The organism is Xanthomonas sp. LMG 8993 (assembly GCF_009835065.2).
Taxonomy (GTDB): Bacteria; Pseudomonadota; Gammaproteobacteria; order Xanthomonadales; family Xanthomonadaceae; genus Xanthomonas; species Xanthomonas arboricola.
Genome location: NZ_QVIF02000003.1, coordinates 395,923 through 409,795 on the forward strand (window position 1 = coordinate 395,923; position 13,873 = coordinate 409,795).

The 13,873-nt window shown below is 66.2% G+C and carries 10 protein-coding genes; 3 read left to right on the forward strand and 7 right to left on the reverse strand.

Going from position 1 to position 13,873, the window contains the following annotated elements:
- Positions 1 to 2: 2 nt before the first annotated feature.
- The 4 genes from gspD to DYQ94_RS08105 form a co-directional block, all read right to left on the reverse strand.
- Positions 3 to 2,084: a type II secretion system secretin GspD gene (gene gspD / locus DYQ94_RS08090; RefSeq protein WP_160955184.1), complete on the reverse strand. Its 2,082-nt coding sequence runs from the start codon at positions 2,082 to 2,084 to the stop codon at positions 3 to 5.
- Positions 2,081 to 2,893 (reverse strand): type II secretion system protein N, encoded by an 813-nt coding sequence (locus tag DYQ94_RS08095; RefSeq protein WP_160955183.1) that lies wholly within the window; start codon positions 2,891 to 2,893, stop codon positions 2,081 to 2,083. The genes gspD and DYQ94_RS08095 overlap by 4 nt, the downstream gene beginning before the upstream one ends.
- 158 nt (positions 2,894 to 3,051) lie before the next feature.
- Positions 3,052 to 5,706, reverse strand: a complete 2,655-nt coding sequence (locus DYQ94_RS08100; protein WP_054591904.1) for a TonB-dependent receptor domain-containing protein — start codon at positions 5,704 to 5,706, stop codon at positions 3,052 to 3,054.
- Between the two features lie 79 nt (positions 5,707 to 5,785).
- Positions 5,786 to 7,264 (reverse strand): beta-helix domain-containing protein, encoded by a 1,479-nt coding sequence (locus tag DYQ94_RS08105; protein WP_160955182.1) that lies wholly within the window; start codon positions 7,262 to 7,264, stop codon positions 5,786 to 5,788.
- Positions 7,265 to 7,453: 189 nt separating this feature from the next.
- On the opposite strand from DYQ94_RS08105, the gene DYQ94_RS08110 reads away from it, so the two are divergent.
- Together DYQ94_RS08110 and DYQ94_RS08115 are read left to right on the forward strand one after the other, a co-directional pair.
- The gene (locus DYQ94_RS08110; RefSeq protein WP_160955181.1) at positions 7,454 to 8,314 is read left to right on the forward strand and encodes a 2OG-Fe(II) oxygenase; all 861 of its coding nucleotides are present in this window, start codon (positions 7,454 to 7,456) and stop codon (positions 8,312 to 8,314) included.
- Positions 8,315 to 8,627: 313 nt separating this feature from the next.
- A complete protein-coding gene (locus DYQ94_RS08115; protein WP_160955180.1) occupies positions 8,628 to 10,673 on the forward strand; it encodes a TonB-dependent receptor in 2,046 nt (681 codons plus the stop codon).
- 224 nt (positions 10,674 to 10,897) lie between these two features.
- Here the strand turns inward: DYQ94_RS08115 and DYQ94_RS08120 are convergent, their stop codons facing one another.
- Positions 10,898 to 11,266, reverse strand: coding sequence for a VanZ family protein (locus DYQ94_RS08120; RefSeq protein WP_202397592.1), 369 nt, complete (start codon positions 11,264 to 11,266; stop codon positions 10,898 to 10,900).
- 32 nt (positions 11,267 to 11,298) lie between these two features.
- On the reverse strand, positions 11,299 to 12,552 hold the full coding sequence (locus tag DYQ94_RS08125) for a class I SAM-dependent methyltransferase (RefSeq protein WP_184428954.1): 1,254 nt from the start codon (positions 12,550 to 12,552) through the stop codon (positions 11,299 to 11,301).
- On the opposite strand from DYQ94_RS08125, the gene DYQ94_RS08130 reads away from it, so the two are divergent.
- Complete coding sequence (locus tag DYQ94_RS08130; protein WP_160955178.1) at positions 12,551 to 13,288, forward strand: pteridine reductase; 738 nt, start codon at positions 12,551 to 12,553, stop codon at positions 13,286 to 13,288. The two genes, DYQ94_RS08125 and DYQ94_RS08130, sit on opposite strands and share 2 nt — an antisense overlap.
- 12 nt (positions 13,289 to 13,300) lie before the next feature.
- Here the strand turns inward: DYQ94_RS08130 and folK are convergent, their stop codons facing one another.
- A complete protein-coding gene (gene folK, locus DYQ94_RS08135; protein WP_160955177.1) occupies positions 13,301 to 13,813 on the reverse strand; it encodes a 2-amino-4-hydroxy-6-hydroxymethyldihydropteridine diphosphokinase in 513 nt (170 codons plus the stop codon).
- Positions 13,814 to 13,873 lie beyond the last annotated feature (60 nt).

Here is a 13,873-nt window from a genome sequence, read left to right on the forward strand (position 1 = left end):
CATCAGCGCTGCGCGGGACGCGCGCCGGGCGCAGGCGTTGTTGCCGGTGCGGGTACGGCCGACGATGGCGCGGCCGGCAGCTGCGGCGGCTGCGCACGCAGGTAGTCGCGCACCAGCGCATCGAGCGCGGCTTCCGGGTCGCCATCGGCCAACTGGCGATCGCGCAGATAGGTGTAGCGCGGCGCGGTCATGCGCTGCGCATCGGCCGCGTCGCGGATGATGGTCGGGCGGATGAATACCATCAGATTGGTCTTGTCGCGATTGCGCGACTTGTGCCGGAACAGCGCTCCCAGCCCAGGCACATCGCCCAGCAGCGGCACCTTCTCCACGGTCTGCCGGTCGTTCTGGTCGAGCAGGCCGCCGAGCGCGACGATGGCGCCGTTTTCCACCACCACGCGGGTTTCGATCTGGCGCTTGTTGAACACCAGCTCCGACGACTGCGCGCTGACCGGCCCGGCAATCGCCGAGACTTCCTGCTTGATCGCCAGAGTGATGCCGCCGGCGGTATTGATCTGCGGGCGCACTTCCAGCTCCACGCCCACGTCCTGGCGCTGGATGGTGCGGAACGGGTTGTCGTTGGCCGCGCCCAGCACTTCACCGGTGGTGATCGGCACTTCCTGCCCGACCAGGATGCGCGCCTGCTCGTTGTCCAGGGTCATGATCGACGGGGTCGACAACAGGTTGGAGCCGGTGTCGCTCTTGACCGCATCGATGATCATGCCGAACACCGCATCGTTGCTCTGGCCGGCCAGCCCGATCAGGCCGCCGCTCAGGCCCAGCAGCGATTGCGCGGCCACATTGCGCGCCTGTTCCAGCACCGAATCGTCGTCGCCGTTGTTGCTGCGCGTGCCGGCCGCTGCCGCGGCCAATGGCACGATGCCCGGCGAGGCGCCGCTGTACTGCGTGGCAATCAACGGCACCGTGCCATTGCGCCCGGCCAACAGCAGCTGCACACCCAGACGCTTGGCGGCGGTGTCGGAGATCTCCACCACGATCGCTTCGACCAGCACCTGCTCGCGATGCACGTCCAGCTGACGGATCACATCCATCAAGGCACGCTGGGTTTCCGGGTCGGCATTGATGATCAAGGCGTTGGAGCCGGGGTAGCGCACGATCACCGGGCGCTTGCCGGCGGCCGGTGTGATCACCTGCGTCTGTGCAGCGCCCGTAGCGCCGGCGGCCACATCCACCGCGCTGGAGCGCGTGTCCTGCCCGGGCTGTGCCTCGTTGCCCGGGGTCTGCCCGACCAGCTGCTGCAACACCGGCAACAACTGCTCGGCGCTGGCATGCTGCAGCCGCACCACGCTGACATCACCGCGACGTTCGGCGCGCCCGTCCAGATCCACCGCGGTGCGCACCACCCGCTGCACCAGCGCCGGGTCGCCGCGCACGATCAGCGAATTGCTGCTTTCCACCGGCAGCACCGACAGCACGTTGCTGCGCTCGCCCGCCTGCCCGAACAGCGAGGTCAGCGTGCGCGCCAGTTCCTGCGCGGAGCTATTGCGCAAGCTCACCGTGTCGATCGCCGCGCGGTCGGTGTCGATCTGCGCGACCAGGCCGCGCACGCGGCGCAGGTTATCGGCGTAGTCGGCAATCAACAGGCTGTTGCCCTGCGGCATCGCCATGATCACGCCGCCGCGCCCGATCAAGGGCTTGAGGATCTCCGCGGCACTGCGCGCATCCACGCGTTGCAGGGTGAACACCTGCGTGGCAAATCCCAGGTTGCCGTTGGCGGCGCTGGCCGGCTGCTGTGCAGCGGTATCGTCGGGAATGATGCGATAGGTCGACGGCCCACTGGACACCGCGATCAAGCCATTGGCACGCAAGACCGCCAGCAGCATGCCGAGCAGATCCTGTTCCGACATCGCCTGCGCACGCGCCACGTTGACCGTGCCCTGCACGCGCGTGTCCACGATGAAGGTGATGCCGGTGGCACGCGACACATCCTGGATGAAGGCGCGCAGGTCCACATCCTGCAGGCGTACGGCCGGCGCATCGGCGGCATGCAGCGACAGCATCGGCACCGCCGGCAGGGCAAGCAACAACGTGGCCGAAAACAGCCATCTGGGGCGGGCAGCAGTCATTGCGGGCGCTTCAAGGTCATGGTGTGGGTCTGGCCGTCGCGGCGGTAGGTCAGCGTGGCCGCCTGGCCATCGCGCAGTTCGTCCTGCAGCTCGCGCAGGTGTTCGGCATCGAGCGTGCGGCCATTGAGTTGGGTCAATACATCGCCCGGCGCCAGGCCGGCCTGGCGCAGCAGCGCACCATCGCCGCGCGGCATCACGGTGAAGCCGCTGCCGTCTTCGCTTGCACGCAGCCCGGCGGTGGTGAGCAGTTGTTGCGGGTCAACGGCCGCCGCCGTGGCCGTGCCAGCCGCAGTGCCGACATTCGACGTCACCGCAGGTGCGCCGCCCGCTGCTGCAGTCGTGGTCGTTGCCGGCGATGTGGCCGCCGCAGACGCGGTGGATTCCACCAAGGCCAGACGTCGCACGCCGCTACCGGTACGCAGCAGCACGTGATCGCTCGCGATCGCCTGCACCGTCACCCCAGCCACCACGCCATCGCCAATGCGATACGCCCCCTGCCTGCCGTCGCCGTTGCTCAGGAACGCAGCCGCTTGCGCGCCACCCGCGCGTACGCCATGCAACACGATGCCGTCGCTATTCGCCTCCGCAACGCTGCGATAGAACACATCGCGGCGCAGTGCCGGCAATTCCGCCTGTGCAGGCGTGGCGACCTGGGCGGTGCCCAACGGACCGATCGGGGTGATCATCACCCACACCACGCGCGCACACTGCAGCGCGAGCAAGGCCAGCAGCACGCAGGCCAGTGCACTGCGGCCGCGCGCCGACATCAGGGGTTTCAAGGAGGGCAAAGCGCGCTGCAAAGCGGACATCCGTCTCAGGATTGCGGTCGGATGACAGAATGCGGCAGCAATGTGTCAGTTCGAAGAAAGTGATGACACAGGCCGACACACGGCGACACAGACCCAGATGCAAACGCCCGCCATGCGAGGCAGGGCGGGCGTTTGCGATACCGGCAGCGGGCGTCGAATCAGAAGCGCGCTGTCACACTCAGGTCATACGTCACGCCGGGCTGGTACTCGTACAGGTCCACCCGATTGCTGCCCAGGCTCTGATATTCCTGGTACTTGGTCTTGAGCAGGTTGCGTGCGGCAAAGTTCAACGACAGCGTATTGCCCGACCACACCAGGCCCTTCTTGATCACCAGATCCAGCGAGGTGCCGGGCTTGTCGATGTAATCCGGTTGCCCCGGCCGGCCACGCGCGGACACCCGCTCGCCGACATAGTTGGCGATCAAGGTGGCCTGGCTATGGGTGCTCTCGCTTTCCACACCGATCTGCAGGTTGGCGATGTCATCGGACTGCCCCTGCAAGGCCGAGCCATCGCGGATGAACAAGGTCGCCTGCACCGGTGCGGTGAAGCCGAACGGCTGCACGGTGTCGCCATCGCTGGCACTCACCTCCGACTTGGTGCGCGTGTAGTTGCCGGACACGAACACCCGCTTGTCGCCCCACCAGTCGGCCGCGATCGGCAGGTCCAGATATTTCTTGGCCTCCAGCTCGATGCCGTACAAGGTGGCCTCGGGCGCATTGATGAAGCTCTGCACGATGCCGCCGCCGGGCGCATCGTTGACGATGGCTTCGATCGGCTTGTCGATGCTCTTGTAGAACGCGCCGACGGTGAAATACTCGCCCGGCTCGAAGAACCACTCGTACCGCGCATCCAGGTTGACCAGCTCGCTATCGACCAGGAACGGGTTGCCGAAGAACTGGCGATCGATATCCGGGTCCAGATACTGCTGCGGCGCCATCTCGCGGAACTGCGGGCGCGCGATGGTCTTGGACGCACCAAAGCGCAGCTGCTGGTTCTCGGCAAAGTTCCAGGTCACCGTGGCCGATGGCAGCGCGTAGCTGTTCTCCAGCGGTGCCACGCTGTCCTGGCGTACGCCAGTGAAGATGTCGTACGGATGCACCGCCTGGGTGGCGTCTTCGTAGCGCACACCGACGGTGGCGCGCAGGGTCGGCACGATCTCGCCCTCGGCCTGCAGATACGCCGCCTTGACCTTCAGGGTCGCATCGTACGCGGCCGCACCGAAGCTGCCGGTGGTCTCGCGCAGGCGCAGCAGATCGTTGCTGAGGTTGTAATCGGAGATCAGGTAATCCACACGCTGGAACTGGTTGTAGAACGGCAGCGGGCCGTCCAGCGCCAGGAAGCGGAACTCGCGGCTCCACGCGCTGCGATCGTTGTCCAGATAGGCCAGACCGCCCTTGACGGTGAAGTCGTGCTCGATCGGCAAACGCCAGGTCACATCCACCCCGCCGCTGGCCACCTTGTCGTCGACCTTGCTGAAGCGGGTGTAGTTCTGCACGCGCGAGGCATCGTGCGCCCAATAGCCATCGAGCAACTCGTAGCGGATGCCGGTCTCGTACGGCACATCGCGGCTGGCATTGGCCACCGCTGCGCGCCATTCGATCTTGAGATCGTCGTACTCGCCGAACGCGTGCGTGCCGCGCAGCTGGTTGTTGATCAGCTGGCGCTCGTACCACTCGGTGTTGTCGTCGCGCACATCGAAACCGGCCAGCTCATCGCGGCCGGCACGGCTGCGCGCCACCTTCAAAGCATCGTGCACATACAAGGTGGTCCAGCCGATGGTGTGGCGGCCGTACTCCCAGCCCAGGCCCAGCATGCCGTTGGTGCGCACGTTGTTGCGGGTGGTGGCGAAGTCGTAGTTGGAATTGAACTCGACCGTATCGCCGACAAAGATGCCGTCCTGCTGCTTGCCGGTGCGCGTGCGCCACTCGTTGTCGTAGCTGGCCACCGCGATGATGCCCAGCTTGGCCTCGCCCACGTCCATGCTGTAACCAGCACTGCCGCCGACATTGACGTCCGGGGCGATGCTGTCCTTTTCCTGCAGCACATACAGGTTGGCGTCGTTCAAGCTGCGGCCGATACGGCGGATGTCCTCGCGCGAGAAACTGCCCAGATCCACGCGCCGGCCGCTCTGGATCGCATCGCGCAACGCGGCAGGCTGCTTGCGGGTGCCATCGTCGTAGCCCCATTCGTCATCGCCGGAGCCGTAATAGGTCAGGCCTTTTTCGCCGGTGCTGACACTGTTGACGCCGCCACCTACAGTCAGCGACAGGAACGGTTTGTCCGGCACCGCCATCGACTGCAGATCGATCACGCCACCGCCAAATTCGCCCGGATAATCGGCCGAATAGGTTTTCTGCACAGTCACGCTGGCCAGCACGTCGCTGGGGAACAGATCCAGCGGCACCACGCGCTGCATCGGCTCGGGGCTGGGCAACGGCGAGCCGTTGAACAATGCCGACGAATAACGCTCGCCCAGGCCGCGCACATACACATACTTGCCGCGCGACAGGCTCAGCCCGGTGACACGCGTCAGCGCTACCGCCGCGCTGCTGTCGCCGGTGCGCTCCATGTCCTCACGGGTGACGAACGATGCCACCTCCGAGGTCTGCAGCATCGGCTCGGGAATGTACTCGCCGCGCACCACGACCTGGTCGAGTTGCTTGGGCGCACTGGTGGCGGTGCTGCTACTGCCGCTGGCAGAGCCGGCATCGGTGGTGGTCGACTGCGCCAGCGCAGCGCCGGAAAACAGCAAGGTGGAAATGGAAAGAGACAGGCCCGTCCGCGAGAGACGGGCGACAGCGGAGGTTCGCATCGTGGGAGCCCTGGCAACTGAAGAATGAAGCTGGACGCATCGCAAGGCAGCCGCGTTGGCTGCCTTGCGATGCTGTGCCTCAGCAGGGACGATCGGCGGTCAGGCCGCAGGTCCAGCCCTGCCACCAGGTGTCGTTGGCATCGCGCACGCCACCGATGTAGTTCACCTGCTGGAAGAAGCTGCTCACCCCGTTCAAGCCCTGGAAGGCCGGCACGGCGCTTTCGTTGGCGCCATTGACGAAGGTGTTCTGCAACGTGGACACGCCGTTGGTGACGTTGTTGGTGCCGGCCGCGAACTGGGTGGCCGCACGCGCGTCGCTGCCGAAGGCCGTCGGGCAGGCGAAGAACACCGAGTTGAAGGTCCCGAGCGTGTCGGCATCGGCCAGGTTGAAGCACACCAGGCCATCACCGCTGCCACCGGCCGTACGCGTGACGACCGAGTTGTAGAACGCGGCCTGCGTGCCCTGGTTGAGCATGATCGCCGCACCGGCGCGCGCATTGCCCACGTAGGTGAAGTTGGCCACCTTCGGGCGCGAATACGGCTGACGGCGCAGGCTGCTCCACTCGTTCATGCGGTCGCCGCCACCGGCGCGCTGCACCACGATGCCGAACTGCAGGGCGCCGTTCCAGCCGGCGTCGGTATCCAGCGAATCGTCGTCGGCGCCGGTGATCACGATGTGGCTGCCGTTGACGGTGCCACCGAACCATTCGATACCGTCGTCGGAGCTATTGTGGATCTGCACATGATCCAGGCGCGTGCCGCTGCCCACGCCGGCCAGGGTGATGCCCTGCAGCTCGTTGTTGGGCGAAATTTCGAAGCCCGAATACATCACCCGCAGGTAGCGCATGGAGCCGCTGTTGTCGGTGGCGCTGTTGCCGCCGTAGAACGCATTGGTACCTTCCACCTGCGCCTGGCATTCCGGCGTACCGGAGACCGTGGTGCCCGGGCAGTTGTTGATGGCCGCACGGCCCAGCACCACGATGCCGCCCCACAAGCCGATGGTGTTGGCGCTGACCTGGCCCTCCAGCGCCTGGCGCGCGGTGAACACGATCGGGGCGGTGGCGCTGCCTTCGGCAAAGATCTGCGAACCGCGGTTGACCACGATGTAGTCGCTACCCGCCGAACCGAACAGGGTCACGCCCGGCTCGATGGTCAGGATGCCCTGCGTGCTGCCGGCGGCCGGTGCGATGGCGTTGCCGCCGCGGTCGGTGCCCACGTTGACGCGTCCGCTGATCGAATACGCCGTGCCCGCACGTGCCGGCACCACCAGGTTGCCGTTGATGGTGTCCGGCAGCTGGCAGGCGCGCAGCGTGTTGTTGGCGATGGTGCCGACGTTGGAGAAACCGGTCGGGCAATCGGCGGCCGGGCCGGTCGGTGCCGGAGCGGGCGTCGGTGCAGGCGTGGGCGCCGGGGTCGGTGCGGGAGCCGGCGTCGGTGCCGGCGGAAATGCGCCCTCGCCGGGCGAGGCGACACGATCGGCACCACCACCGCAGGCCGACAAGGCCAGCGCGGTACCAAAGGTCATGAGAAGTGTCTTGCTGCTATTGCGAACGGACATGCGGCTGATCTCCAGGTCAAGGAAGGTCCGGTATGAAGAGGAGTCGTCAAGAATTGGTTGCGTTCCGCTCACTGCAGTGGCGAGCACGTTCAAGATCCCCGTCACTTTTATAGGGGCTGTCTGTTTCATTTGTCTTACGACGACACAATTGACACATGCCTGCCACACATTGACATGCACTGTAGGAGGATGACTCCGCCTCCCATCCCCGCTGCCCTGGGCGACTGGATCATTGCGCAGGCAATGGCCGGCCAGCCGCCCGAACAAGCGCTACAGCCGCTCCTGGATCAGGGCTGGAACGAACAGGACGCCATCGATGCAGTCGAGGCCCTGCTGCGCGACCACATCCACCAGCACGCGCAGACGCATGGCCTGCCGGTGCCGGTGCGCGTGCCGGCAGTGCTGCAGCACAACGATGCCTCGTTGCTGGACCTGGGCGATCGCCAGGTGCGCGTGCTGGTCAGCCTGTTGCTGCCGCGCGTGGTGGTGCTGGACGATTTCCTGTCCGATGCCGAATGCGAGGCATTGATCGCACTGGCGCAGCCACGCCTGGCGCGTTCGCGCACGGTGGACAACGACAACGGCGCGCAGATCGTGCATGCCGCACGCACCAGCCACAGCATGTGCCTGCAGCTGGGGCAGGATGCGCTGTGCCAACGCATCGAAGCACGCATCGCCCGCCTGCTCGACTGGCCCGTGGACCACGGCGAAGGACTGCAGGTGTTGCGCTATGCCACCGGCGCCGAGTATCAACCGCACTACGATTACTTCGACCCCGCGGCCGCCGGCACGCCGGTGTTGCTGCAGGCCGGCGGCCAACGCGTCGCATCGCTGGTGATGTATCTCAACACGCCGGAACGCGGCGGCGCCACGCGCTTTCCCGATGCGCACCTGGACGTTGCCGCCGTCAAAGGCAATGCGGTGTTCTTCAGCTACGACCGCCCGCATCCAATGACACGCAGCCTGCATGCCGGCGCACCGGTCCTGGCCGGCGAAAAGTGGGTGGCGACCAAGTGGTTACGCGAACGCGCGGTACGCATGCCCGGCTAACGCTCTGCAGAACACCGGCATCAGCGGCCGGCACGTACCGACGCGACCGCCCCCCCCTGCCGCCTGCCACCCAAGCCTGTTGCACCAGGCCAGCCACGCCTGGTCACCGGAGCTGCTGCCGGCCTCCAATCCTGCTGATCGCAGCCACCGCTGAGCGCGGTGCGAAGCGCTCTGGCTGCCGCGATCCAGCCCCCGGCAGCGCACGCGCACCGCGAGCGCCCTGCGGCTCGGATCGAAGATTTGTCATTTATGTTATAATATTGCAAAAGATGCCACATTCGGTTTCCCACTTCGCATTGGTGCTGTCCGATCCATGAAGATCCACATTCTCGCGGCGGCCGTCGGCGCCGTTCTGCTGCTCCCTGAGGCACGCGCACAGTCGTCCGATTCAGCGCTGACGCTCGGCAAGGTCGATGTCCACCAGCATGGCGAAGGCCAACTCACCGCGCATCAGGTACTGACCTCGGTGGACGTGCTGGGGGCCGATCAGATCGAGGACAAGAACGTGTCCTATAGCTGGGAGCTGCTCGGGCAGATGCCCGGCATCCAGCTCACCGAAACCCGGCAAGGCGCCGAATCGGGCAAGGTCAGCTTTCGCGCCTTCAACGGCGAGGGTTACCTCAATGCGATCAAGACGCTGATCGACGGCATCCCCAGCAACGTCAACAGTGGCAACCAGCGCTTCATCGACATGCTGTTCCCGCTGGAAATCAATTACATCGAAGTGGTGCGCGGCACCAATGATCCGCGCTACGGCCTGCACAATATCGGCGGCAACATCAATTTCGGCACGCGCCAGGGCGGCAGTTACACCGACGCGCGCCTGACCTACGGCAGCTTCAACACCCGCGATGCGCAGCTGGCCGTGGGACGCGAACGCGACGGGTTTGCGCAGAACTATTTCGTCGGCGTGCAGGCCTCCGATGGCTACCGCGACCACGACACCTCCAGCAAGTATTCGTTGGGCGGCAAATGGTTCTACGGCAACCTCGACGACGGCATGCGCATCGGCCTGACCGCACGCGTCTATCACAACCAGGCCGACGAACCCGGCTTCATGACCGCAGCGGAAATGCAGGCAGACCGTCGCAGTTCGGACCTGCGCAACCGCAACGACGGCGACGACCGCGACATGCGCCAGTTCGGCGTCCATCTGGATCTAAAGCTGGCAGACGGGCTGTTTTTCGGCACCAAGCTTTACTCCAACCGCTATCACGACGACCGCCGGGTGACCTTCAGCGACCTGCCCACCGGCAATGCGCCACGCCAGCGCCGCATCTGGGACGAGACCCAGGTCGGCATGCTCAACACGCTGACCTGGCGCAGCAGCGACACGCTCACCCTGGAAGGCGGCATCAACTACGAGCATCAGGACAACGCCTACCGACGCGAGCGCTTCAGCTACGCCGAGCCCACTAATTTCAATGCCACGCCGGCACGCATCCAGAACGACGACCGCCATACCTTCGACAACTGGGGCGCCTACGTGCAGGCGATCTATCAGCCGACCGAGGCGCTGAAGATCGTGCCGGCCTACCGTGTGGACCGCTTCGACGGCGACACCCAACTGCCCGGCGGCGTTCGCGCGCCGCTGCAGCGCTACGGCACCATCGAGCAGCCCAAACTGAGCCTGGTCTACGCCTTCACCCCGACCACCAACGTCTATGCCAACTGGGGCCGCAGCTTCCAGGTGCTGACCGGCTCCACGGCGCCGGCTTACCTCACCGCCGGGCAGGCGGACGTCCGCCCGTCCACCAATACCGGCGTGGAGCTGGGCATGAAATTCAGCCCGTTCCAGGGCGGCCAGGCGCGCATTGCGGTGTGGCAACAGGATGCGGCCAACGAAGTCTCCAACATGCCCGCCACCGGCACCACCGTCACCCTGGGCAAGACACGCAGGCGTGGGGTGGATGCGCAGATCAATGCGCAGCTGGGCGACAGGTGGACGCTATGGGCATCGCACGCATACCAGGAGGCAAAGATCGAACGCGACGACCGCGATGCCAGCGTGTCGCTGGTCGGCCGCGAAGTGGCCGCAACGCCGCGTTACATCAGCAACGTCGGCGTCGAGTACCGCCCGACCGCTGCGCTGCGCTTGGGAATGCAGGGCCGCGCGCAAGGCGACTACTATCTGGAGGAGCGCAACCTGGCCGGCAAATACGGCGGCTTCGCCATCCTGGATCTCACCGCCAGATACACCATCAACCCCGCCTGGAGCGTGGATCTGCAGGTCCGCAATGCCACCGGCCGCGAGTATGCCTACGTGTGGTACGACAGCTTCTTCTGGACGCAGGCGCAGCCGATGTTTTCGCCAGCGTCAGGGCGCCAGCTCTATCTTGGCCTGAACATGAAGCTGTAACCCGCGCATCCACAGGCTGCGATCGACGTCTCATCCGATGATGTACGCGTGGCTGCTACCCGATGCAGCCATGCGCCGGATCCGGGACTCCACACACTGCAGGCAGCTGCCACGACATCCCGCTACCCGCTGCCGATGCGTCAATGCGCCATCGCAAGTAAACCGCCCGATAACGGCAGTGCCTGGCGCACACGCGCATTCGTACACGCATGCGCACACGCAACTCAACCCCGCGCGAACAGGCGCTGGTCGATCCGCAACATCACAAGACACAACGGCGTCCACGCCAGGCACAGGCCTGCAGCAATGCCCAGCGTGTCGGCCAGCGCATCGTATGGGTCGGCGCTTCGGTTGGTGGTCAGTGCGCCTTGCGCGATCTCGATGCCAACGCCTAAAGCCACCAGACCGATGGCCGCACCAAGCTGCGCGCGGCGCGTGGCAAACAACTGCACCGCGCCCCAGCACAATAGCGCGAAGGTCAAAAAGTGCTCGGCCTTGTCGCTGTTATCCGGCAGCTCCGGAATCTCCGGCGGCGGCCCCAGGCAGACCGCGATCACCACCACGATCGCAGCGATCCATAACCCCACCCACAACCGCGGCCGATGAAACGGGCGCAGCGTCTGCGTCACAGCCGCCACGTGAGATCGCCCGCCAGGAATGCCGGCGCAAAATCGACGTCGCGCGCAAAACCCATCACCTGGAAGCGCTCGCCCATTTCGCTGGGCAAGGTCAGCCGCTTGATTTGCTCGCGCAGCCGCATGCGCCCTACTTCGTCGGTGCGCGTGTCGGCCTGCGCCAACAACGCATCCAGGCCATTGCCGAGCAGAAAACTCGCCTGCGTGCAGTAGCCGGCCAACTCGAAACCGGCTCCGGTGCCGGCCTCGGCCAACGCGGTGAAGTCCACCGACGCAGTCAGATCCTGCAGGCCCGGCCAGCGATACAAATCCTCATGCATGCGGTGGCGATAGAACGCGCGCAGGGTGCCATCTTCGCGCTGCGCACGATAGAACTCGCCACGCGGATAACCGTAGTCGACAAACAACATCGCGCCGCGCTTCAGACCGCCAGCCACCGCCTGGATCCAGTAAGGCAGCTGCGGCAGCAGCTCGGAGCGATAACCATCGGCGAAGGGCTGCTCCAGATAACGTTCCAGATGCCGCACCGCCGCGCCCAGCAAGGCATCGGCCGGCTGCTCGCCGCGCGCGAATTGCTGCTGCGCATCCAGCACCACGGTTTCTTCATACACCTCGCCGTCGCGCAGCGTGAAGCGCGGCGTGGGCAATGCGTCGATCACTTCGTTGGCGAACAGCACCCCGTCCCAATCGTCCGGGAACGGCCCGTCCAGCCACTCCACAAGATCGAACACCGGCGGGATCAGGCTGCGTCCCAACCGCTCGCGCTGACGCTCGCGCAGGTCGGCACTGGGCTCCAGGATCGCGTAGCGCTCCGGCAGCGCATCCAGCTCAAGCAGGCGCTTGAGCGTGACTTCGGCAAATGCACCGCTGCCGCCGCCCACTTCCAGCACGCGCGCCTGCGGCCCGAGCTGCTGCAGCACCGGTGCCAGCGCACCGGACACGGTGGCCGCGAACAACGGCCCCAGCTCCGGTGCGGTGACGAAATCGCCAGCCTCGCCGAACTTGCTGGAGCCGGCGCTGTAATAGCCCAGACCCGGCACGTACAACGCCAGCTCCATGAAACGCGAGAACGGAATTGCACCACCGGCGGCGGCGATCTCGGCGCGCAGATGCGCGGCCAGCCGATCGCTATGCGCCAGGGCGTCCGGATCGGGAGTAGGAAGGTCGGCGTGCATGCGGGCACCGGTTGCGGGGACAATGCACAGGATAGCCGAGCCCTTTGCAACGCCGAGCGAGTACGCCATGACAGACAGTTCCAAGGTGGTGTTGATCACCGGTGCAGGTCGCCGGATTGGCGCGCAGATCGCCACCACGCTGCATGCGGCCGGCTACCGCGTTGCCCTGCATGCGCACCGCTCCGGCGCGGCGCTCGGCGCGCGCGTAGCGGAGCTGTGCGCCCTGCGCGCCGGCAGCGCGCAGGCCCTGCACGCCGACCTGCGCCTGCCGGAGGCGCCGGCGCAGCTGGTCGCCGACTGCATCACCGCGTTCGGCCGCCTGGATGGCGTGGTCAACAATGCCTCCGCGTTCTACCCCACCGCGCTCGGCGCAGCGACAGCCGCGCAATGGGACGAGCTGTTCGCAGTCAATGCACGCGCACCGTTCTTCATCGCCCAGGCTGCCGCCGCGCAGCTGCGCCAGCACCGCGGCGCCATCGTCAACATCACCGACCTGCACGCGCAGCAGCCGATGCGCAATCACCCGCTGTACGGCGCGTCCAAGAGTGCGCTGGAAATGCTGACCCGCTCGCTCGCGCTGGAGCTGGCACCGGAGGTACGCGTCAACGCGGTCGCGCCCGGCGCGATCCTGTGGCCGGAGGAGGGCAAATCCGCAGCGGCCAGGCAGGCGCTGCTCGCACGCACGCCGCTGGCCCGCATCGGCACGCCGGAGGAAATCGCCGAGGCGGTGCGCTGGCTGCTGGACGACGCCGGCTTCGTCACCGGCCACACCCTGCATGTGGACGGCGGCCGCCGGCTCAGTTGAGCTGCAACGGCGCTAGCGCGCCACGTCCAGCGCCGGGACCGCGTCCAGCGCCACCGTCATGAACGCGATGCCGTGCTGCGGGTGCGCCTGCCACAGCGCGGCCAGGGTCTGCCCGCTGAGCGGATCGACAAAGTCGGGTGCGATATCGGCCAGCGGCTTCAACACGAAGGCATGCTTGAGCTCGGGCCGCGGGATGCGCAGATGGCCGGGGCCTTCGATGATGCAATCGCCGAAGAACACCACATCCACGTCCAGTGTGCGGTCGCTGAAACGCGGGCCGCTGCGATCGCGGCCGTGCGCATCTTCCAGCGCATGCAGCCAGTGGTCCAGCGCAGCCAGCTCCATGTCCGTGTCCAGCGCCACGGCGTTGTTGACGAAGTCCGGCCCGTCGAAGCCCACCGCCGGCGTGCGGTACGCCGGCGAGACGGCAAGCTGGCCGAAGCGTGCGCGCAAGGCGTCGACGGCCAGGCGCAGGTAGTGGGTCGGCTGGACGTTGCTGCCTAGGCTGAGAAGCACGGTGGTCATGCGTTATTCGCGCATGCGGCCAGCGTGGGCGTCAACTGTTGCAATCGTGCCGCATCTGAG

Bases quoted from the DNA above. Each gene is read 5' to 3' on its own strand.
- DYQ94_RS08110 (WP_160955181.1), top strand. From the start codon at position 7,454: ATGACTCCGCCTCCCATCCCCGCTGCCCTGGGCGACTGGATCATTGCG.
- folK (WP_160955177.1), bottom strand. From the start codon at position 13,813: ATGACCACCGTGCTTCTCAGCCTAGGCAGCAACGTCCAGCCGACCCAC.
- DYQ94_RS08115 (WP_160955180.1), top strand. From the start codon at position 8,628: ATGAAGATCCACATTCTCGCGGCGGCCGTCGGCGCCGTTCTGCTGCTC.
- DYQ94_RS08130 (WP_160955178.1), top strand. From the start codon at position 12,551: ATGACAGACAGTTCCAAGGTGGTGTTGATCACCGGTGCAGGTCGCCGG.
- DYQ94_RS08100 (WP_054591904.1), bottom strand. From the start codon at position 5,706: ATGCGAACCTCCGCTGTCGCCCGTCTCTCGCGGACGGGCCTGTCTCTT.
- DYQ94_RS08125 (WP_184428954.1), bottom strand. From the start codon at position 12,552: ATGGCGTACTCGCTCGGCGTTGCAAAGGGCTCGGCTATCCTGTGCATT.
- DYQ94_RS08095 (WP_160955183.1), bottom strand. From the start codon at position 2,893: ATGTCCGCTTTGCAGCGCGCTTTGCCCTCCTTGAAACCCCTGATGTCG.
- DYQ94_RS08105 (WP_160955182.1), bottom strand. From the start codon at position 7,264: ATGTCCGTTCGCAATAGCAGCAAGACACTTCTCATGACCTTTGGTACC.
- gspD (WP_160955184.1), bottom strand. From the start codon at position 2,084: ATGACTGCTGCCCGCCCCAGATGGCTGTTTTCGGCCACGTTGTTGCTT.